General features: G+C 40.0%; 20 protein-coding genes and 1 pseudogene. 8 read left to right on the forward strand and 13 right to left on the reverse strand.

Annotation, left to right across the window (positions count from 1 at the left end; genetic code table 11):
• Window positions 1–583: pseudogene (locus CWB80_RS19375) on the forward strand (hypothetical protein); the annotation flags it as partial.
• Window positions 584–818: 235 nt separating this feature from the next.
• Here the strand turns inward: CWB80_RS19375 and CWB80_RS19380 are convergent.
• The 3 genes from CWB80_RS19380 to CWB80_RS19390 all read right to left on the reverse strand — a co-directional run bounded on the left by CWB80_RS19380 (window position 819) and on the right by CWB80_RS19390 (window position 2,625).
• Window positions 819–1,514 carry a hypothetical protein gene (locus CWB80_RS19380; RefSeq protein WP_138602696.1) on the reverse strand — a complete coding sequence of 232 codons (696 nt, stop codon included), beginning with the start codon at window positions 1,512–1,514 and terminating at the stop codon, window positions 819–821.
• A gap of 611 nt (window positions 1,515–2,125) precedes the next feature.
• Window positions 2,126–2,407: a putative quinol monooxygenase gene (locus CWB80_RS19385; protein ID WP_138602694.1), complete on the reverse strand. Its 282-nt coding sequence runs from the start codon at window positions 2,405–2,407 to the stop codon at window positions 2,126–2,128.
• On the reverse strand, window positions 2,404–2,625 hold the full coding sequence (locus CWB80_RS19390) for a DUF2798 domain-containing protein (RefSeq protein WP_054563225.1): 222 nt from the start codon (window positions 2,623–2,625) through the stop codon (window positions 2,404–2,406). The genes CWB80_RS19385 and CWB80_RS19390 overlap by 4 nt, the downstream gene beginning before the upstream one ends.
• 81 nt (window positions 2,626–2,706) lie before the next feature.
• Here CWB80_RS19390 and CWB80_RS19395 point away from each other — a divergent pair, with 81 nt between their 5' ends.
• Window positions 2,707–3,561 carry a LysR family transcriptional regulator gene (locus CWB80_RS19395; protein ID WP_138602692.1) on the forward strand — a complete coding sequence of 285 codons (855 nt, stop codon included), beginning with the start codon at window positions 2,707–2,709 and terminating at the stop codon, window positions 3,559–3,561.
• Window positions 3,562–3,725: 164 nt separating this feature from the next.
• Here the strand turns inward: CWB80_RS19395 and CWB80_RS19400 are convergent, their stop codons facing one another.
• From CWB80_RS19400 to CWB80_RS19420, 5 genes are all read right to left on the reverse strand, one after another.
• Window positions 3,726–4,451, reverse strand: a complete 726-nt coding sequence (locus CWB80_RS19400; RefSeq protein ID WP_138602690.1) for a hypothetical protein — start codon at window positions 4,449–4,451, stop codon at window positions 3,726–3,728.
• A 152-nt stretch (window positions 4,452–4,603) separates the two neighbouring features.
• Window positions 4,604–5,476, reverse strand: coding sequence for a nuclease-related domain-containing protein (locus CWB80_RS19405; protein ID WP_054553424.1), 873 nt, complete (start codon window positions 5,474–5,476; stop codon window positions 4,604–4,606).
• A gap of 412 nt (window positions 5,477–5,888) precedes the next feature.
• Entirely contained in the window at window positions 5,889–6,959 is a 1,071-nt protein-coding gene (locus CWB80_RS19410) for an HNH endonuclease (RefSeq protein WP_502705016.1), read from the reverse strand.
• 255 nt (window positions 6,960–7,214) lie between these two features.
• A complete protein-coding gene (locus tag CWB80_RS19415; RefSeq protein ID WP_054553422.1) occupies window positions 7,215–7,808 on the reverse strand; it encodes a class I SAM-dependent methyltransferase in 594 nt (197 codons plus the stop codon).
• A gap of 198 nt (window positions 7,809–8,006) precedes the next feature.
• Window positions 8,007–8,873, reverse strand: a complete 867-nt coding sequence (locus tag CWB80_RS19420; protein WP_054553421.1) for a LysR family transcriptional regulator — start codon at window positions 8,871–8,873, stop codon at window positions 8,007–8,009.
• A 95-nt stretch (window positions 8,874–8,968) separates the two neighbouring features.
• On the opposite strand from CWB80_RS19420, the gene CWB80_RS19425 reads away from it, so the two are divergent.
• On the forward strand, window positions 8,969–9,469 hold the full coding sequence (locus CWB80_RS19425; protein ID WP_054553420.1) for a lactoylglutathione lyase family protein: 501 nt from the start codon (window positions 8,969–8,971) through the stop codon (window positions 9,467–9,469).
• A gap of 498 nt (window positions 9,470–9,967) precedes the next feature.
• Here the strand turns inward: CWB80_RS19425 and CWB80_RS19430 are convergent, their stop codons facing one another.
• The 4 genes from CWB80_RS19430 to CWB80_RS19445 form a co-directional block, all read right to left on the reverse strand.
• Window positions 9,968–10,312, reverse strand: a complete 345-nt coding sequence (locus CWB80_RS19430) for a hypothetical protein (RefSeq protein WP_054553419.1) — start codon at window positions 10,310–10,312, stop codon at window positions 9,968–9,970.
• Window positions 10,313–10,331: 19 nt separating this feature from the next.
• A complete protein-coding gene (locus tag CWB80_RS19435) occupies window positions 10,332–10,679 on the reverse strand; it encodes a hypothetical protein (RefSeq protein ID WP_054553418.1) in 348 nt (115 codons plus the stop codon).
• 165 nt (window positions 10,680–10,844) lie between these two features.
• A complete protein-coding gene (locus CWB80_RS19440) occupies window positions 10,845–11,135 on the reverse strand; it encodes a hypothetical protein (RefSeq protein WP_138618980.1) in 291 nt (96 codons plus the stop codon).
• Between the two features lie 59 nt (window positions 11,136–11,194).
• On the reverse strand, window positions 11,195–12,214 hold the full coding sequence (locus CWB80_RS19445; RefSeq protein WP_054553416.1) for a hypothetical protein: 1,020 nt from the start codon (window positions 12,212–12,214) through the stop codon (window positions 11,195–11,197).
• 686 nt (window positions 12,215–12,900) lie between these two features.
• Here CWB80_RS19445 and CWB80_RS19450 point away from each other — a divergent pair.
• The 4 genes from CWB80_RS19450 to CWB80_RS19465 all read left to right on the forward strand — a co-directional run bounded on the left by CWB80_RS19450 (window position 12,901) and on the right by CWB80_RS19465 (window position 16,993).
• Window positions 12,901–13,671: an EAL domain-containing protein gene (locus CWB80_RS19450; RefSeq protein WP_138600153.1), complete on the forward strand. Its 771-nt coding sequence runs from the start codon at window positions 12,901–12,903 to the stop codon at window positions 13,669–13,671.
• 444 nt (window positions 13,672–14,115) lie between these two features.
• Window positions 14,116–15,117 carry an alpha/beta fold hydrolase gene (locus CWB80_RS19455; protein WP_138600152.1) on the forward strand — a complete coding sequence of 334 codons (1,002 nt, stop codon included), beginning with the start codon at window positions 14,116–14,118 and terminating at the stop codon, window positions 15,115–15,117.
• Between the two features lie 310 nt (window positions 15,118–15,427).
• Window positions 15,428–16,573: a porin gene (locus tag CWB80_RS19460; RefSeq protein ID WP_054553413.1), complete on the forward strand. Its 1,146-nt coding sequence runs from the start codon at window positions 15,428–15,430 to the stop codon at window positions 16,571–16,573.
• 12 nt (window positions 16,574–16,585) lie between these two features.
• Entirely contained in the window at window positions 16,586–16,993 is a 408-nt protein-coding gene (locus tag CWB80_RS19465; RefSeq protein ID WP_054553412.1) for a type 2 periplasmic-binding domain-containing protein, read from the forward strand.
• A 55-nt stretch (window positions 16,994–17,048) separates the two neighbouring features.
• Here CWB80_RS19465 and CWB80_RS19470 read toward each other — a convergent pair whose 3' ends face one another.
• Window positions 17,049–18,674 carry a methyl-accepting chemotaxis protein gene (locus CWB80_RS19470; protein WP_054553411.1) on the reverse strand — a complete coding sequence of 542 codons (1,626 nt, stop codon included), beginning with the start codon at window positions 18,672–18,674 and terminating at the stop codon, window positions 17,049–17,051.
• A gap of 603 nt (window positions 18,675–19,277) precedes the next feature.
• Between CWB80_RS19470 and CWB80_RS19475 the strand changes: the two genes are divergently transcribed.
• Entirely contained in the window at window positions 19,278–20,876 is a 1,599-nt protein-coding gene (locus CWB80_RS19475; RefSeq protein WP_138600151.1) for an ABC-F family ATPase, read from the forward strand.
• Window positions 20,877–20,909: the final 33 nt, after the last annotated feature.

The raw sequence follows: 20,909 nt of genomic DNA on the forward strand, positions 1-20,909 counted from the left end.
GATTGACGAGCCAAGCTTTACAATTTCTTCATCATTTGGTTTTGATGAATACTCAACAAAAGAGCCTATTGCCGACGATGAACCGTCTAAAGATGACGTGCCTGAATATGACTTATCGTCATTGATGGGTGATGATTTATCGTTTGCTGATCATTTTGCTGAAGATAAACAAACAGTCACGGCTCCAAGCACAACAGACGATCACGACGACATCAGCGATGATGATTTAGCAAAAGCCTTACAAGCGCTTGAACAAGAGCTACAGGACGAACCTGCGTCATTTAGCCCTGAAGAACCAACAAAACCTGCTGAAGATACGGTTGATTTGTCTGTCGAACTGAGTAACGACGATAAGCTAGAACAGATGGCTAGTGACTCTGATGAAGCTGATAAAGAAACAAATTTAGAGACCGAGCAACAAGATGATAAGCCGTATAATCCATTTGCAAACTTATCACTTGATCCTACGTGGGATCCAAATTCTGACGAAAAGCCTGTGATAAAAAGTAAAACCAAACAGCCAAAATCACAAGCTCTTATTGATGCAGAAGAACGCGCTAAACAGCTTAAAACAGATGAGTGATTAAGTAACGAGAAACAAGTCTGTAGCAGATTTTACATCGCGACTTAGCGCCTAAAGCCCAGTGCCTATTGTTTCCCCCGTAGGACTGGCTTTAGCCGGGAATGGTTTGAGTAAGTAACGAGAAGTGAGTTTCGAGAGACGAATTTGTAGCAGATTTTACACCGTGTCCTAGCGCCTAAAGCCCAGTGACTATGCTTGCATGGCGCGCGAAATAAATTTCACGCCTACTATATACTCACTTCACCACAGGTCGTGGGCGCATCAACCAATGAAATATAAAAATCAGCCCAAAAAACACTGATACCGCTAAAACACATAATACAATTATATTGGTCGGTAAGAAGGAATCTGTTGTGTTGCTGTAGCGCTTTAATTGCTGTTGCGCACTCAGTTTTGCTCGTTCTGTTTTACTTGGCAGCACAAACTCATGAAACGAATCTGTCAGCTTAGCTTCAGAACTCGCGATTTGTGTATTCTTTTGCTGCCAGAGCGTATCAAATTTCTGAAATTGAAACTGTTTATTGTCAATACACCAATCTAGATATTTAAGCTCAAGAGGCTGATTAAAGCAGCGTGTTGGCATCACGTAAAAACGTTGCCACGCAGCTTGTTTTTCTAAATAAGCTTTTTGAGACAACGGTTTAGCTAGTTGGTTTTCAAGTAAACTAATATCAGGATTAAAAAGCGCAGCTTTACGGTCAGCTATTTGTTCATTGGTAAAACATGTTTCAGCAAATCGAGCAGATAAGTTCTGAATTTGCTGTTTATAAATTTCTATTTTATCAAGTACATGAGACTTTCTTAACGCAGATTGCAATTCAGCGCGCTCAGTTTGAATACTTTTGCACTCATTAGAAAGGATTGGCTCTTTCGCCCGTGTAGATACAGCTACTAGCAATAGCACTGTAAGCATTAAAGTCCGTTTAAACATGAATTTACGTCACTGTAAAATTTAGAGGTACAGACTAACAGCTTCTAATAAAACTGCAACAAATCTGCGCTAAATTCACCTGAAAGACTGATAAATTGCTAGTTCGATTTATGTTCTCACAAAGTGAAAGAGCAATAACAAATCTGAATATTAATTCTTACCAAAGTAAAACTGTTTATTATCCAATGCAAATTGCTCAAGTAACCACACTTTAAACAGCTGCATAACCAATACATAGGCAAAGAACAAACAGTCTCAGCCAAACTGTTTGCAAAACGCCCAATGGCCGCATGTTTAACCCGCGAAAAAGCTAAACAAATTCTGCATATGCTGTAACCATTTCAACCTTGTAAACTAGGCTACGAATAGTAGTACTTCCCCAGTAGCCAAGTTTTTTACCTGTCGGCGTGAAACTTGTTTTGTACTTTGAGAGTATGAAATTTGAAAGGTTTAAATGGGTTTCTCTATGCAGCGCGAAGCGCCTCGGTGCACCCTAAAGTTCAAATATTTTTATTCACAAAGAGAACTGAACGAGAAGACAATGAGATACAGCCAATTAATGTTCTTCTCTAAAGCGCAGCGCCTCTTAATCCTCTTTGTGCATATTAAATCTAAAGCTCTTCCACTTTCTCTACCTCAACCGGCTCCGCCAACGCATTTTCATAAAATGCGAACACCGCTTGGGTATAAGGCTGAGCATAATGCTCATCAAGGGCGGCTTGCGATTCAAACTGCTCAACTAAAAACAAACAACGCTGCTCTTTACTCGCAAACAACTCAAAACGATGACAACCAGGCTCTGCACGAGTGGCCGCTAAAATGCCCTGTAAACGCCCTTTACAGTCGTCAAATAATGCTGCCTTTGGGGTAATTTTTGCCACGATATTAATCATACTGACTCCTTACTATATAACTTTAAAACCAATGCCCGAATAGGCGGGGCAACCGTAAAAGCCACCACAAACGCAGCAGGCCACGCATTAGCAAACGCCTTCATCCAACTTAGAAAAAATGTATCGCTTAGCCCTAAGTTGACATAAGTGACCCATGCCGAAAGTAAAAACGACATTAAAAACGAAAATGCCGCAGTAAAAGTAAAATGAATTTTCATATGTCCTCCTTGGCGTTACTATATTTGCATAGGCCAAGTGGCAACAGTCACGAAAATGCAAACTAAGATTGAGGGAGTCGTATGCTGGATGATCTGCATTTATTTATTGAAATAGCGCGCCGTAAAAGCATGAGCCAAACAGCAAAAGATTTAGGACTGAATCTATCGACCCTATCAAGGCGTATTCAGGCGTTAGAAGAAAAACTCGCTGAGCCATTACTGCAACGCACAGCCCGAGGCATTGTGTTAACCGCCAAAGGTGAATCACTGTATAACGAGTTAGGCGAGCAAGTGCTTGCTCTTAACAGCCAGCTTGAGCAGTTAAATGACTCACCCGCCGCAAAAGAGTTTTACCTGTTGTGCCCACAAAACATCATTGCGGGCCCACTGATGGGGGCCGTTAATCTGTTTTCGATGGCAAACCCTGCGCTAAACCTCCACATTTACCCAAGTAATGCCAACAGCCAACTAAGCCAAAAACGTTTTGACTTAGCCATTCGCATTGGCGAACAACAAGACTCAAGCTATTTTCAAAAGCGCCTAGGCATGATCGCTATAAAGCTGATTAAAAAGAAAGATGCCCCAACATCAAGGCTGATACTGCCCTATTCAGAGTCACAACTCCCCAGCGGCTTACTTAACAAACTAAAAACCGAGTATGAACATATAAGCTTTTGCTTTGATATTACAATCGCCAGAAAAATGGTTGAAGCGGGCTATGGCGTTGGCTTACTACCCATGAGCGAAATTTGCTGTATAGACGACACCAGCAACTTTAGTTATATCGACTCCCCCCACGATATTCCCGCAAGGCCAATTTACGCCCTCTGGCCACATTCACGCATGCCATCAGCGAATGCCCAGTTGTTGATAGAACAACTCCAAGCCAGTATTGCAAACTCACCGAGTTTACAAGGAGAGGTGTTGAAACTGTAGTTGCGAGGCATCGTAGGTCGGGCTTTAGCCCGTCAAATAACTCAATAATAAGGTTTATAAATAAACTTGTAGCAGCGATTTCATATCGCGTTTCAAAACCCTACCACCCTGTCGTCACATATTAAGACCTACATCGTAGGTCGGGCTTTAGCCCGTCAAATAACTCAATCTTTAAACCAACGATAAAGACCAAACACAAACAACATGGCCGCAATGCCTGCCAAGGCTAATTGCCAAATTTTAAGGTCATTCAACTTTGTCACTTGCGGACCAACACTCCCATTTAAAGGAGTTGAAACTTGTTTAACAGGTGCTTCGATTATCGGGCTGTTTATCGCAACTTGGCTTGTGGTTTTATTTGCATTAATTTCTGTAATGGTTGGCTTTACTGTAATAACAATATCTTTATGGCTTGCTTTTGAATTACCGCTCCAAGCAGATTCAAATAGCGCCTTTTGCTCAGCTTTATTTTCGCTACACCATACAAAATCAGCTTGCTGAATTTTCTTCGCTCTACAACGTTTTGGTAATTGATAAAATTGCCCCCAAGCTTGGCGCTTTTTATCGTCATTATATGAATTTGAATACACCGTAGAGTCATGTACTTTGGTGTTTAAAAGTGCGGTAGGATTAGAGCGATACGTATAATTACCGCCATTACCAGAACTTCTTTTTGGGTGTTTACAGTGTCTAGCCAGCAGCGTAAAAAGCTCATCTAAACGTTGATTCCACCGTTCACCTTGCTTAGCCGTGTAGCTACGATTCATTCTTTTACGAATGCCCTCGCGCTCAGCCTCAATACTATCGCAGCGACTTTTTGAATATTGCTCATCAGCAACCGTGTTGAAACTCGCAAGCAAAGTAGCGAGTAATAAAATCCATTTATTCATAACATTACTTCTGTGTAATTTGGTTGTAATTACTCCCTATGTGTTAGCAAGGGAGATATTTATTCGATAGAAGCTAGCCAAAACAATCGCTTTAGAAAACTTCCGATGCAAATTGCCTACTCAAAATAAGCATTAAATTTAGTCTCTATCAATTAAACCTTAGAAATATTTAAGCTTCTTTGCACAGCTTGATAGCAGATAGCTTTTTGCATAGCTCCATCTATTTGGTTTTGGCGCATCGACAATATAGTTTTTGCTAACTGTCTATGGGAAACAATAGGAAATGGTGGTCTTTGCTTCAACTCTATAAACCAACCTGGAAAACACAATATTGGGGTTATTTTTGTTTGAAAACCAGTTGCTTCACTTAACCATTTATAAACCCAATTTGCTTGTATTTCTGCTTGTTCAATTGGCTTGTTTTCATTCCAAGATGGGAAGGCAAGTAGATTATTTTCGAATCGGACTTTGTAGTTTGTATCATCTTTAACGCGCTTATGCCTTCCTTTTGTTTCAATCGCAAAAACACCATTAGGCCCAATAACTAAGTGATCAATATTAAACCCATCAGCTTGAATATCATGAAATATTTGATACCCATGAGATTGAAGCTCAATTAATTCAGATGCAACAGCTAACTCAGCGTCTCGCCCTAGTTTTAGTTTAATTAACAGGTCTGATTCAAACCACGATTTTCTGGCGGTGTAAATTAAGCCGACAATAATTACAATTATAAAAAAGTAGTTCAATTGACCGCTTGCCAACATTTCGGTAATCCCTTTGAGGGCAAACGGCATTGTAATAATCAAAGCAGCTAAACCTATGTAACCAACAACATTAAAGACCTTATCGTTTACTTGATCGTTAAGTGTTTGTGCAGCTACGCGAGTAAATTTTTTTCGATCTACAGGTAACTTGGCTTGCTTCTGATGAAGCCATACTCTTAAAAAAATAACACCTAATATTGAATATATTCCTCCTATTACAAATAAGAGGCTGAGTCCTTGTGCTATGAAGTTATCCATTTCAGGTCCTTGTTCTGTTAACTCCCTCTTTATACATCAATTATTTAATAATGTCGCGTTGGCGACGGCAACCAAAGAGAAGTAAACGCCGACTTCTCTTTGGAATCTATCGGCGCCCCGAGGTTCACACTGTTCCTTCAATTTGAATTAATTAAATGAACGAAAACAGCGTAGATAGGCACAACTTACACATCCCTGTACGCACCCCAGTTCGGATATCCATATCCTCTCGTTCAAAGCTTCGCTTCTCACCCGTGGCCAAGCTACGCTTTTTATAGCATCCATGCCTCTAAATTAATTCAATTTCGGGTTTGAACACGGGGAATATTTTTAACAGCAGCTTTTAATTTTAGCATTGAGTTATTGCTTGTTTTCATTTAAAAAAGTTATGTGAAATTTGTATCTAAGCTCATTAAGAATCATATTTGTATTTTGTCTGCGCGACTAAATCTAACGCTTGGACATTTTTACTTCCCGCCAACTCAAACCTATCTTTTGCAAGCCAAAGTTTTGCGCCATTGCTGCTTGCAACTTGGTATGCCCAGTTGCTTACTGCAAGGGATTTATCTACATCACAATGAAAATAGCGAGTTAGTTCATTAGTAAGCAGCTGGCTGTGACGATCTAGATTTTGATCTTGCCAACGTTCGCGGTGAAGCTGGGCTGCTAAAAAGTCACGCTTACTGTTATTACAACTTCGATGGGCGGCAACAAAGTTATGGCCTAAATCGTTAGCGTAGCGAGCAAAAGGAATAAAGTGATCAACTTCAATAGCACTTGTGAGTGGCTTTTGACAATAAAAGCACTGGCCTTTTTGTATTTCGACTAAAACTGGTTTTGCTTTATTAAGTGCTGTGCGGTCGAAACCAAATAAAAAGTCATGCAGTTGGCTTTGAGGGCCAATAAGCGCTTGGTTATGCTTAATGCTTTGAATCTTTTGTAGCCATGCATTCTTAGCTAAATAGACAACTAAATCGTAAAAGCGTCTAAAACAAGCGGCTATGCCTGCGTTTAGAGTGATATAGCTTTTGCCTTTTGTGTGCGGATATAAAAAGCACTCTTCTTGCTTAGCGAGAATTTGTAAGCGCCACAAAGGGCCTGTTTTTAACGTGTCTAATGCAGCTTTGTAAGTGGTGTGCCAGTAAGGGCTTAATTTGAGCTGGCGCAAGCTACGAATATTATTTTGCTGGCACTCATATAGCACCGCAATTACTTTTGATTGCGCACCCGAGTTTTGTTTTAGTAAAGCACTTTCACCACTATGAGCAGAAGAAAATGGTACAGCATGGTGCCAATAAAGCTCTATTAACTTTTCAGCAAGCTTAGCAAGATCAATGTTTAACTCGCTAGCTTCATACATCATTGGTTGCTCAACACAAACATCAGCCAACGCATGCAATAGTGCAAACTTATAGGTAGCACTGAAATCGCCTTCCACCAGCATACGCTGAATGTAAGCAATAAAATCGAGTTGCTGCTGCATGGCCATCATCAATCAAGCCTTATGTGTACTTTTGAAAAGTGCTTTAAAGTTCATGAACTGTTCCCTGTTTACGCCGACATATTTGCTTCTTATGCTCATAACGCATTGTTGTAGCTTGAATATTGGCGATTTAGTTTAGGAACAATCTAGCATGAAAAGCTATTGAAAATATAGGATTTTAGGTAGAGCTATACTCTAAAACCCATACAATATTAGGAGAGTTGCGGTATAGCCTGCTATACCGCATATAAATTATTAAATCGTTCTTCTATGCAGAATGGCGTTTAGCCATGTTTCTGTGGCGCGCTCTGGGCGTTGGTCGGCGCTTTGCCATGACTTGAGGATAAATAGGTCGGTGCCTTTAATAATGCTTTCAAGGGCTTGTTCGTTTAGGTCGGTAAATTCGCGACCGTTGTGTTCGCGCTCGCCGTCGCCGTATTTAAACGATACATACACGATGCCTTGAGGCTTTAATGCGCGGGCAAGGTTATTGAATGCGTCGGTTAAGTCGTTTTTTGCTACGTGAATAAGGCTTGCGCAGCACCAAATGCCATCGTATTTGGCAACCTCGTTTAGCTCTAGGAAGCTGCTTACAGCTACGTCTTGGTTTAAGTATTCTGACGCCAACTTTGCCATAGCTGGGCTGATATCGAATGCATCTACGTTATAACCACGTTCTTTAAAGATGAAAGCGTCGCGGCCAGAGCCACAACCGGCATCGAGTAAAGCGCCTTTTCTTGGGATCAGCGGTAAGAATTCGTCGTAAAGTTCATTGAGGTCTACATCGAGTGTGGCATCTACAAATGCTTGCGCATTTTGGTTGTAGTATTCGACGGTTTGGGATGCCATTTTACTTCCTTTATAGGGGCAAGATTGCTTGGCGCTAAAATACCATTAAAGCAAGGTAACGCAAAGGATGAAATGTGATTTTAAATGCTAAAAATCAAGGGTTTTAGGGTAGGCATTAGAAGTTAGTTGGAGAGAAATAGGAGATCATAGTTACGAGGTGTGAGAATAAAAAAGATGATCAATTTTAGTATCGCTTGATTAAAGGCTTTTTATTTCATTTATAACTGTTTTCATTCGCTTGGCTAATGGCCTATTGCGATGATGGCATGCATATATATCTTCACAAACGGGGTGCGTTAGTGTGTGCACGTGTATTTTTTCTTGATTATGAAACGCACTAACAGCATGAGCAGGGAGTACAGTGAAGCCAAGCCCTAAACTTACTGGCTCTAGAATTAAGTTGATTTGATTCGAAAAACCACTGCACTCAAACTGAGCTATTGATTCAAACTCTGCAAAGTTCGCACTTAATAACTGTTGTGCATGATGTTTTCCATCTGGGTGATTAATAAAACCTAATTGGCAAAGTTGCTGCCAATCTATAGTTTTGAACTGGGCTGGCGTTATCAATAACAAGGGTTCATTAGCGATTTTGTGCCCTGTAACCTCAAGCATTGTAGGTGCTTGGCTCATAAAACCAATGTCTATTTGATGACTCGCTATGGCCTTTTCGACCCCCGAATTAGGCGCAAACGCATATTCTATAAAAAGTTTTGGGTGCTTTGATTGCAAGCTTAACAATTCGTTATAAAACTTAAGCCCACAACTTCCCGGCGATTGTATTTTTACGCGGCCTTCAAAAGGTGAATCATTTTTTATTTGTTGCTCCAAAAATTGCCATTCTTTTAGTAACTGGTTACCTCTGTTGTATAAGCTTTGGCCCTGCGGAGTAAGTGTAAATTGTTTGCCGTGTCGCTCTAGCAATAAAGCTCCAACTTGCTGTTCTAGCTTTTTAATATGCTGGCTTACGCCTGATTGGGTCATAAACAGTCGCTCAGCTGTTTTTGTAAAGTGATTGACTTCGACTAGTTCACAAAATGTTTTTAACCAAACCGGATTTATCATAACAAAATATACTTATTTGAATGCTAAATGATAATTTAACTTAATACCTAGGCACTCGTAAACTATAAACTCATTCTTATTTAGGAGAGTTAATTATGAGTAATACATACCCACGTACTTTTTCGCATATTGGTATTTCTGTTCCGGATCTTGATGCGGCCGTTAAGTTTTATACCGAAGTATTAGGCTGGTATCTTATTATGGAGCCAACGGAAATTACCGAAGATGATAGCCCTATTGGCCAGATGTGTACTGATGTTTTTGGTGCTAACTGGGATAAGTTCCGAATTGCTCACTTATCAACGGGTGATCGAATTGGGGTTGAGATTTTTGAGTTTAAAAACCAACAAAATCCAGAAGATAACTTTGAGTATTGGAAAACAGGTATTTTCCACTTTTGTGTTCAAGATCCTAATGTTGAAGAGCTTGCAGAACGCATTGTTGCTGCAGGTGGTAAAAAACGTATGGAAAAACCACGTTATTATTACCCAGGTGAAAAACCATACCGCATGATTTATATGGAAGACCCGTTTGGCAATATTTTAGAAATTTATAGCCACAGCTACGAATTAACTTACAGTGAGGGCGCTTATTAATTAAGCCCATAAATTAGTAATTAGCTAGCCATTATAGTAAGTAACGATTTACGAAAGTAGATCGTTACTTATCATTTGGATTTACCAAAATGATGAAAAGTTAAACTTCGATGTACTTGAGTCTTTTTATTCCACTTAACATTGCGATAAAGCCAAATGTAGAGAGATGATGCAAAAAACGAGATATTTATCAATTGCCCTTACATATTTGGAGACAAACCTACCATCAAACAGTAGTGTAGGCTGACGAGCTATTTTAAAAAAATAGCAAGTGCATAAAAAGGAGTGCTTGTTCCAAGCCCTTTATCCCAACTAGGTGGGTAGCCCCATTTTCTGGCATTTTATTATTAATATTCCTTACTGATATTCTCGAGAATATAGTCATTATCATCATTAGGAAAAAGAAGAAAATGGTGCAGTATAGAATTGAGTTGAGTATAAAAATTTTTTAATATACTTCACCCGGTTACTTATATTTTAGTAAATAAACGCGTAGATCTAGCTATGCTTTAAAAAAGTTATTATACATAGGCTGAGTACAGCTCCGATAATAGAAACCAAATGGATTGCACCAATAATTTTATCTAATGTTCTTGTGTACTTTGCGACAAAACGGCCGTCAAACATAGGCGTCGGTATACGAGAACGTTCAAAAAACATAGCAAATATATAAAACGAAACGCTTGCGCCGATGCCTTTATCCCAACTAGGCGGAGATACTCCATCTTTTTCCATATGCTTATCTATATACTTAACTGATACTCTATAAAACAGCACGCCTGAAGCAAAAGTAACTACTGTAAATACGAGTAGGGAGTAGAAAATAAAGATTTTAAAACCCATTTCGCAAGTTCTCTTTTATTTAGACTGTATCTAAATACATGGCTGTAAACACACTGATTGTGAGCCCTGCCACTGTGAAAAGGTGCAAGAATGCTAAAACTTTATCTACCGGCCTTGCATGTTTTGCTATAAAACGGCCATCAAAAAGAGGTGTGGGTAATCGCGAGCGTTTAAAAAATATTGCCATAGCGTAAAAAGGGGCGCTAGCGCCAACACCTTTGTCCCAAAGCGGAGGGGTAATATTATCTTTTAGCATTTTTTTATTTATGTGTTTGATAGAAATGCGTGCAAATAAGACCACAAAAATAAACGCTAAAGCCATAAAGATGAACATACTTGCCAGAGCAAACTTATCTATACTAGGCATTATAATAACGGCTCTCTGTCATAAATTTTTTCAGTTAGCGACTTCACTTTTTCGTTCACAAAAAACGATGATTTAAATTCTGTATATAAGCCAGTTCCTATAGCTACAACCCAAACATCAGGCGTTAGCATGAGAAGTGTGCTTGCTGCTAACTTGTGGTGTTAGTTATAACAAAACATATTCTAATAAGACCATAATTGAAATACTAAGAATAAAGCCAAATGTAGAAAGAAGATGTAAAAAAGCGAGAAACTTATCAATTGGCCTTGCATGTTTGGCGACAAACCTACCATCAAATAGTGGTGTAGGCTTACGAGCTCTTTTTAAAAAAATAGCAAGTGCATAAAATGGAGCGCTTGCTCCAAGCCCTTTATCCCAACTAGGTGGGGAAGCCCCATTTTCTAGCATCCTATTATTAATATGCCTTACTGATATTCTCGGGAATATAACAGTCATTATCATCATTAGGAAAAAGAAGAAAATGGTGCAGTATAGAATTGAGTTGAGTATCAACATTAAAACAAATCTTTCATCAAAGGCTGCCTATCATATATGTTTTCTGTTAGCTTTTTGCTTTTTGTATTAACCGCTAGGCTCATTAAAAAACCAGCACCTAACCCAACCCCTAAAGCAACCACCCATCCATATGGGGTTAACATTAGAAATGAAGATAGGGCCGTGGTGACTGATGATGCTGTTATGATACCTGCAAATGTTGAAGCCCCAAAACTAGCTAACTCTGTAGATAAACTTCGCTGCCAGTCCTTATTGTTTTTATAGTCGTTGTAAACTTTGTTCGCTCTAAATGCACCATCAAGTAAGATCATGCCATTGCCAAGCCAGCGTCCGGTATTTTCAATCCGCTTAATTTTATTGAATTCAGCGGTGCTATTTATATCGAGCTTGGCAGAATGCCTTGCTGATTTAGCTATATTGATTCCCCGATTCGGATTAGACCAAACCGTGCCACGACGGCTTGCACGGTTTACACTCATAAAACGTTGCAATTCTGCACGAAACTGACCGTTCAGCTCTTTGAATATACTGAATGCTTTTTGTTCTAATGCAACCATATGATACTTGGGCATTCCTGATTTATGAGCCATGCGAATATCTCTTAAAGCGGCTTCATATTTGTTGGCATAGGTGGCGAACTTTGAACTACGAGCCTGAATTGATGTTGCTCCAGACCCAACTATTCCATGTGTATTTTCAGACAAAAATGGCATAACTTGGTTTTGAAAATCAGAGATTGCCATAAGCGTTTCACTGCCAAAATCGCGAAGCATATATGCAATGTTTCGGCGGGATTGCGCAGGCAATAAATCAAATTGACGAACTATACTTTGCTGTTCATTTGTAGGCGGAGTGTAAGAGTCAGAGTATTCTCTTCGCCATATATATGGCGTGCCTGAAGTGATAACTTGATTTTTTATATGGTTATTGTCTTTGGTAAAGCTGTCTTCTTTATCTTCTTTACATTTCACAAATTCAGCGGTTACTGAATCAATACAAATTCTAATTTCTAAAGCCATAAGTAGTATCCATACTAACTAATCATCCTTATTTAGAGGTTATCTTCATCACTGTAATGAGTCAATGAAGAATAAATAAAATGGGTACATGTTATGTGGCAAATGATTTTTGCTAATAGTTAATGGTTTTCTCGTTCACTTATCTTTGTGCGTGACGTTTTGAATCACTGAGGGCACCGAGGCGCTACGTGTTAAGCGCTACGCAGAGAAAGACAAATACTCACAAGACACTTCACTTTAAAGAAGTACACTTTAATACCTCCTTGTCTTCCTCTGTGTTCTCTATGTCCTCTATGGTTAGAGAAGATCTAATATGTCTATGAAAACATACGTAAAGTAAATACGATAAACCCTCATTGTTTTCTCATTAACTTCTCATTGTGCATAAGAATATTTGAACCACAGAGCACATAGAGGCGCTTCGCGCTTCACAGAGAAAAACAGATACTTACAAAGAGGATAAGAGACGCTGCGCTTCAGAGAAGTAAGTTTTTATACCTCATTATTTTCTCGTTCACTTCTCTCTGTGAAGAAAGAACCTACAGTAAATAAATGCCTGTTTGACGCTATGTAAAACGGCAGCAACATATTTTCTCTATAGTTTTATACTTTTGACTCAACAACATTGCACAATTGATAATTTACTAGCACTATTGAGTTATTAAGACTTCATTCAGAGGTGCTAAATGCACAAAGAGCAAACTCAATGTCAGCCAACAGGTTGTAAACATTGCGAAGACCATTTAGCACTTGGTTTTGATTTTACAATGGCTTTTCAGCCAATCGTTGATTGCACCGATAAACATATTTTTGGCTACGAAGCATTAGTTAGAGGCCTTAATAATGAGTCGGCTTATTCGGTCATTTCGCAAGTAACCGACGAGAATCGCTACACATTCGATCAACTTTGCCGTATTAAAGCTATTTCACTTGCTGCCCAACTGAAAATTGATTCAATCGTGAGCATTAATATTTTACCTAATGCAATTTATAAACCTGAGCGTTGTATAAAAACGACACTTGAAGCTGCTAAGCAATATGATTTTCCGGTAGAACAAATTATGTTCGAGTTTACCGAGGTTGAAAAAGTTGAAGATACTACACATATCAAACGTGTAGTTGATTATTACCAATCTTTGGGGTTTATTACTGCGACCGATGACTTTGGGTCAGGTCATTCTGGGTTAAATTTGTTGGCTGATTTTCAGAGCAATATAATTAAACTCGATATGAATTTAATTAGAGATATACACCTTCACAAAGCAAGACAAATTATTGTTAACCATTGTATAGCCATGTTTGAAGAGCTGAATATTGTTGCTCTTGCAGAAGGCGTTGAAACAGTTGAAGAATACCAGTGGTTGCGCCAAGCTGGTGTTAGCTTAATGCAAGGCTATTTTTTCGCCCACCCTGGGTTTGAGAGCTTGCCAGACGTTGACTTTAGTAAGTTGGGTTAAGTGGTTATAACGAGAATCGAATTTAGACAAGGCAAGAGCTGTCAACCTTCAAACGCGCGAAACAAGTTTCACGCCTACGTGTAGCAGCGGTTTATCCCGCGTCACCATCTAGGTTTTAGGTGCTAGGACGCAATGTAAAATCGCTGCTACATAAATCAACACCATTCCAAATTTAAAGTCTGACGGGCTAAAGCCCGACCTACGCGGGAAACATTAGGTGCTACGTTCTGGGCTTTAGGCCGCGATGTAAAGTCGCTGGTTTCTCGTAACTTTACTCTTTTTCGTTGAATTCTTGCTAACCTAAACCATTCCAGGCTAAAGCCAGTCCTACGAATTACATGCTTGAAACTTGCTAACTTCTTTTAGTATTTAGTCGTATTTATATTATAAATTTTTATTTAGGATGCTAGGCTGAATATTCTTTAAGCATATTGAGAAAGGATAATGATGTTTTTACGCATACTGTTAGTCTCAGCACTTGTTTTATGCTCTTCTGCTAACTTAATCGCAAAAGAACAGCCTCTTAGTTTTGATGCTGAATTAAGCAATTATCAATACGACTTACCCGTTCAATTTTTTAATTTTTCATCACAAAATACGCCATTAAAAATGGCTTATTCTTACCTTAAACCAAGCAATAACATGCCAACCGTTATACTGATGCATGGTAAAAACTTTAATGGCCATTATTGGACCAATACTGCCAACTACCTTAATAGCAAAGGCTATGGCGTATTGATACCGGATCAAATTGGTTTTGGTAAATCGTCAAAGCCTGCTGATTATCAATTTTCGTTTGCTGTATTAGCCAATAACACTCATCAGCTAGTGTCATCTTTAAATATTGAAAACCCTATTGTACTTGGCCATTCAATGGGCGGCATGCTGGCAAGTCGTTACAGCCTGATGTTTTCTAGCCAAGTTAGTAAACTTATTTTGCTAAACCCAATTGGTTTAGAGAACTATTTAAATTATGTGCAATACAAAGACACCGATTTTTTCTATAAAAATGAATTGGCTAAAACACCTGATAAGGTTATTGCTTACCAGAAGAAAAACTATTATGACGGTAAATGGAATGACACTTACGAGCAATTAACCCACTTTATCAGTGGTCAAATTCAAGGCCCTGATCACAAGCAGGTCGCATGGGTCAATGCTAAAACCTACGATATGATTTTTACGCAACCTGTAATAACTGAGTTTGCTCAGTTAAGCATGCCAGTGTCATTAATTATAGGCACACGCGATAGGACTGGCCCTGGCCGCAATTGGAAAAAAGCAAATATTGACTATGAGCTTGGCCGTTACGATAAGTTAGGCAAAGCCGCGGCAAGTATGATCTCAAAATCGCAATTAATTGAATTAGATGATATTGGCCACTTACCTCACATCGAGGATTTTGATCGCTTCAAAGGCGCTTTAGACAAAGCTTTATCATTTTAATGTTGCTCGCGCGAAACAAGTTTCGCGCCTACGTGTAGCAGCGGGTTTATCCCGCGTCATTAGTCAGGGTTCTAGGCTCTAGGACGCGATGTGAAATCGCTGCTACAGACTCGCATCTTTTAACTTCCCTTTCCCCTTATCGCTTTTATCTAGCAATTTTATCCACTTTTAGTACCGTTTTTGTGAAAAATAACGACTTATTCATTGATGTAATTACAATTTATATGTAACTTGTGTCGCCCATTTCGCTACGCACTACTATAATATTAAGCGAAATCAACATTTTCATACTAAATACTAGGGATACACAATGAAAAAACTTCCTATTGCATTGGCTCTATGTGCTGCTTTTGTGTCTGCAAACACAATGGCAGAGGTTCGCATAAACGGCTTTGCTTCTATTGTTGGCGGTAAAGCCCTTGACGACGACGCAACGCTTTACGGCTACGATGACGATATTTCATTTAAAAACGAAAGTATGTTTGCATTGCAGCTTTCTGCAGACTTACAAGAAAAGCTAAGCGCTACGGCACAAATTGTGGCGCGTGGTAGTGATGATTTTGATGCTGAGTTCGAATGGGCTTATCTAACTTATGAGTTCAGCGATGAGCTTCAAGTAAGTGCTGGTAAAATGCGTGTACCTTTTTACCGTTATTCAGACTTCTTAGACGTTGGTTACACTTACCGCTGGGTTCGTCCACCGCAATCTGTTTATAACCTTCCGTTTTCAACGTATGAAGGTCTTAGCCTGTTACACAACACACAATTAGGTGATTGGGATTCAACCGTACAAGTTATTTACGGTAGCTTCGATGGCAACATTGCTGTGGTATCGGTTAATGGCGATACAGAGCTTAATGATATTGCTGGTATCAATTGGACAATGAGCTATGACTGGTTTAGCGCTCGTGCTGCATACTTTGTTGCAGATACAACAATTGATATTGAAAACGACACCGATGCAGGTGTTGCACTTAATGGCCTTGAGCAGACTCTTAGAGCAGCCGGTTTTGTTGATCAAGCCGATGATATTGCTGTAAACGAAGATGATGGCTCTTTCTTCGCTGTGGGCTTTTCAATTGATTACAACGACATTCTATTTGATGCTGAATACACTGAGTTTGAAGTAGAAAACAGTGCTCTTGCTAAACAAACTCAATACTACACGTCTATTGGTTACCGTATGGATGAGTGGATTGTGCACTTAACTTACGAAAATAATGACGACAAACACGATAGCAACCGCTACAACGCGCTACCTGCAGTACCAGCTTTAAATGCGGGTATTAATCAAGTGCTTGAGGGCGTGAAAGCAAAAAGCAACGTGTATACCATTGGTACGCGTTATGACTTCCACCCATCTGCTGCTTTAAAAGTAGATTTCAGCCGTTTTAAAGATGACATTTCAGATACAGAAACCGACGTTGTAGCTGTTGCTGTTGATTTAGTTTTTTAATTGGAGTTCATAATGAAAAAATTGTTAATCGCGACAGCACTAACGCTATGCTCGCACGCTGTACTTGCTGATGTTGCAGTTATTGTGAACCCAGCAAATAGCAGTGCTATTGACGAAGGTATGATCAAAAAGATTTACCTTGGTAAGGCAAAGTCGTTTGATGATGGCACAAAAGTAAACCCAGTAAACCAAGATGGCACCAGCGTAAGCGATGAGTTTAACGATAAGGTGGTTGGTAAATCGAGCAGCCAGCTAAATGCTTATTGGTCAAAACTGGTATTTACAGGTAAAGGTACTCCACCTGAGAAACTAGCTAATGATCAAGCTGTGATTGACTTTGTTGCAGGTAATGCTGATGGTATTGGTTATATCGATGCAGCAAAAGTAACTGATAAAGTTAAAGTGGTTGGTACTTTTTAAGTTCGACTACGGTTAATAAAAAACCAGGCGATGCCTGGTTTTTTATGCGCTAAAATTACTCGACTTTAAATTTAGCTGTGGCGTCGAGTAACGAATCAGAGAGGTAATGAAGGTTCTTCGCTACATCACGTACTGCCGATAATGAATCCATTGTTTCTTCAAACGACATATGCATATTCGTCACGTTATCAACTACCATACTAGCAACAGATGTTTGCTCTTCGGTAGCTGCGGCAATTTGCGAATTCATACCGTTAATTTCTAATATCTGTTCAGAGATTTTATCAATCGATTGCCCTGTATTTTCAGCGGCCTCTGCATTATTTGTAGCCATATCTCGGGCTGAGTTCATTGCATTTACTGCATGGCTTGCTGCTGTGGTTAATGTAGAAAGCAGCTCTCTGATTTCATTCGTCGACTGCGATGTTCTTGAAGCAAGCTCACGCACTTCGTCAGCTACAACCGCAAAGCCTCGGCCTTGTTCACCTGCACGTGCAGCTTCAATCGCAGCATTTAACGCGAGTAAGTTAGTTTGTTCTGCAATCGAGGTAATAACGTTTAAAATTTGCGTCACATTCTTGGTGTCAGTGGCCAGTTGATTAATAGTTGATGCTGCTTGATTTATCTCTTCACTTAGTGTTTTTGATTCTGTCACAGAACGCTGTATTTGCGTTCGACTTTGCTCAACTTCTCGCTCGGCTGTTTGCGCAGCTTGTGATGCATTTGCTGCTGAATGAGAAATATCAGCGACACTCTGGCGCATTTCTTCCATTGATTGCTTAACTATTTCAGCATCTGATGTTTGTTTAGTTGTGGCACGCTCGGCACGCTCCATGCCTTGTACAAGTCGTGTTGAGTTCTCCATTAATGGCTCACAAACCGCTATAACCTCAAGTACCGCAGCTTTTAACAGCTGTATAAACGCGTTGAAGTTAATCGAAACTTGACCGATTTCATCTTTAGCGTGTACTTCAAGTTGTGTGCTTAGAGAGCCTTTGCCGTCTGCTAATAGGCGTAAGTTATCTGCCGCTGCGCTGGCCGATGAACCGATTCCACGGGCAATCCAAATTGAGGTAACAACCAATAAAATAAGTGATACTACAGACACTACAAGCATTAAATTTAGTGCGTTGTCTGAACGCGCTTTGGTTGCTTGTACAAGTTCAAAAAAGCGATCATCTGCGCGGGTTTGTGCTCGTTTAAAGCCAGCTAGAACGGCCTCATACTGCTGCGTTTTTTGCTGTGCTTGTTGCTGAATTTTACTAAAGTCAGCGGTGCCGTCGATCATTGAAGTTGCTATGCTTGACGAGGTTTGTGCATAAAGCTCTAATTGTTTTTTGGTATCGGCATGCACGTAGCTGTCGTTGATACTGATGATATTTTGTAGATTTTCATTAATCGTTTTATACGTTTGCGCTGCACTATCAACTAAATCTGACTCACCAAATGTTACCGCTTGAGTGTATAACTCATCTAGTTTTTCGAGTAGCGCAACGTTTGCTGAAGTGAGTTTAACGACCTGATATGATGACTTTTCCAGCTCGTCGAGCGAGATCTTGTTGTCATTCATGGCTATAAAATTGGTTACTACTATGATCACGAATGCCGTAATGGCAATACATGTTATGGCGTGTATTTTTTTTGTGATGCTCAAGTTATTGAAAGAAATACCTGCAGACATTGAATCCACCTTTGCTGTCATATTACTTAGTATTATCGCCCGATTTCCCTAAAGTATTAACTATATTTATATATTTTCAGGTTTTTTTCGTAATTCGTTCAGTTTGTGGAAGTCTTGTAGAAGGTACTTCAGTGCCGAACCAAAAATAATGAGCTTTCAACCTTCAACTCTCAGACGCGCGAAACAAGTTTCACGCCTACGAATGAAACATGGGCGCTAGGATCTGAGTTCTAGGCGCTAGGACGCGATGTGAAATCGCTGCTACCTCACATCTCGTTACTCGCACCTTTCCCCTCGTAACTTGAAACTCGCTAACTTAGTCATTTCCCGGCTAAAGCCAGTCCTACGGGGAAACATTAGGTTTTAGGGCGCGATGTGAAATCACTGCTACCTCGCATCTAGTAACTTGAGATTCGCTAACTTAAACCATTCCTGGCCAAACATTGTCGTAACTTTACCCTTTCCCTTGCAACTTTCTCTTTTTTAATAGCGTTATTAAGGGCTGAACTGTATAATCCGCGGCCTATTATTTACCCTATTGCTTGTTTATTTTCGCAGTTGCTGCGCCCATAACCCTGTCAGTATTTTTCTAGGAATAATTCGTTGATTTCAACCGCAAATATCACCATGCAATTTGGTGCAGAGCCTCTGTTTGAGAACATTTCAGCTAAATTTGGTAACGGTAACCGCTATGGCCTAATTGGCGCGAATGGCTGCGGCAAATCGACCTTTATGAAAATTCTAAGTGGTGCTCTTGTGCCAACGTCTGGCAATGTGTCGATTGCGCCGGGTTTAAAGCTAGGTACGCTAAGCCAAGATCAGTTTGCGTTTGAGCAATACACTGTGGTTGATGCGGTGATCATGGGTGATGCAGAACTTTGGAAAGTTAAACAAGAGCGCGACCGTATCTACTCACTACCAGAAATGAGTGAAGAAGACGGTATGAAAGTCGCTGAGCTTGAAAGCATTTTTGCCGAAATGGATGGCTACACAGCAGAAAGCCGCGCGGAAGAAATTTTGATCCAAGCGGGTATTGAGCAAGGGTTTCATTACGGCTTAATGGCAAACGTTGCGCCGGGCTGGAAGCTTCGTGTGCTTTTAGCACAAGCGCTGTTTGCAAACCCTGATATTTTACTTCTTGATGAGCCAACCAATAACCTTGATATTCATACCATTACTTGGCTAGCTAACGAGCTTAACCAGCGTAAGTGTACGATGATTATTATCTCGCACGACCGTCACTTCTTAAACTCGGTATGTACACATATGGCCGATATCGATTACGGTGAGCTACGAATTTACCCTGGTAACTACGAAAAGTGGATCGAAGCTTCAAGCTTGCAACGCGAACAACTACTTGCTGAAAACGCAAAGAAGAGCGCTGAAATAGACGAGCTACAAGAGTTCGTAAATCGCTTTGGTGCCAATGCATCAAAAGCAAAATTAGCCAGCTCTCGTGCTAAGCGCATGGATAAAATTAAGCTTGATGAAGTAAAAGCATCAAGCCGTATTAGCCCGTCACTTCGTTTTGACGAAGGCAAAAAGATGTATCGCCAAGCATTAGAGCTTACTAAGCTAGGTCATGGTTTTGATGGCGAAACTCTGTTCAGCGGTGGTGACTTATTACTAGAAGCCGGCGCTAAGCTTGCGGTTATTGGTGAAAACGGTGTTGGTAAAACCACCCTATTACGCTGCCTAGTGAATGAATTACAAAGTAACGAAGGTGTGGTTAAGTGGTCTGAAAATGCCAGCATTGGTTATTGCCCACAAGATAGCAGCAAAGACTTTGATAACGACTTAACTTTATTTGATTGGATGTCGCAGTGGCGCACCGCTAAACACAACGATTTAATGGTTCGTGCTATGTTAGGCCGTTTATTATTTACCGCAGACGACGCTAACAAAAAAGCACGTAACTGCTCGGGTGGTGAAAAGAACCGCCTATTGTTTGGTAAGTTAATGATGCAAGACATCAACGTGCTCATTATGGACGAGCCAACCAACCATATGGATATGGAAGCCATTGAAGCACTCAATAACGCATTAAAAGATTACCAAGGCACACTTATTTTTGTGAGCCACGACCGTGAGTTTGTATCGTCATTAGCTACTCGCATCATCGATATTAAAGATCAACAGCTTATCGATTTTCAGGGAACGTTTGACGAATATATGGATCATGTCGCGCAACAAGCGCAATAACCCCCTCTTCAAATAGGTGAGCAAGTTTGCTCA

Origin of the sequence: Pseudoalteromonas sp. S1650 (genome assembly GCF_005887195.1) — a bacterium.
In the GTDB taxonomy this organism is placed as follows: domain Bacteria; phylum Pseudomonadota; class Gammaproteobacteria; order Enterobacterales; family Alteromonadaceae; genus Pseudoalteromonas; species Pseudoalteromonas simplex.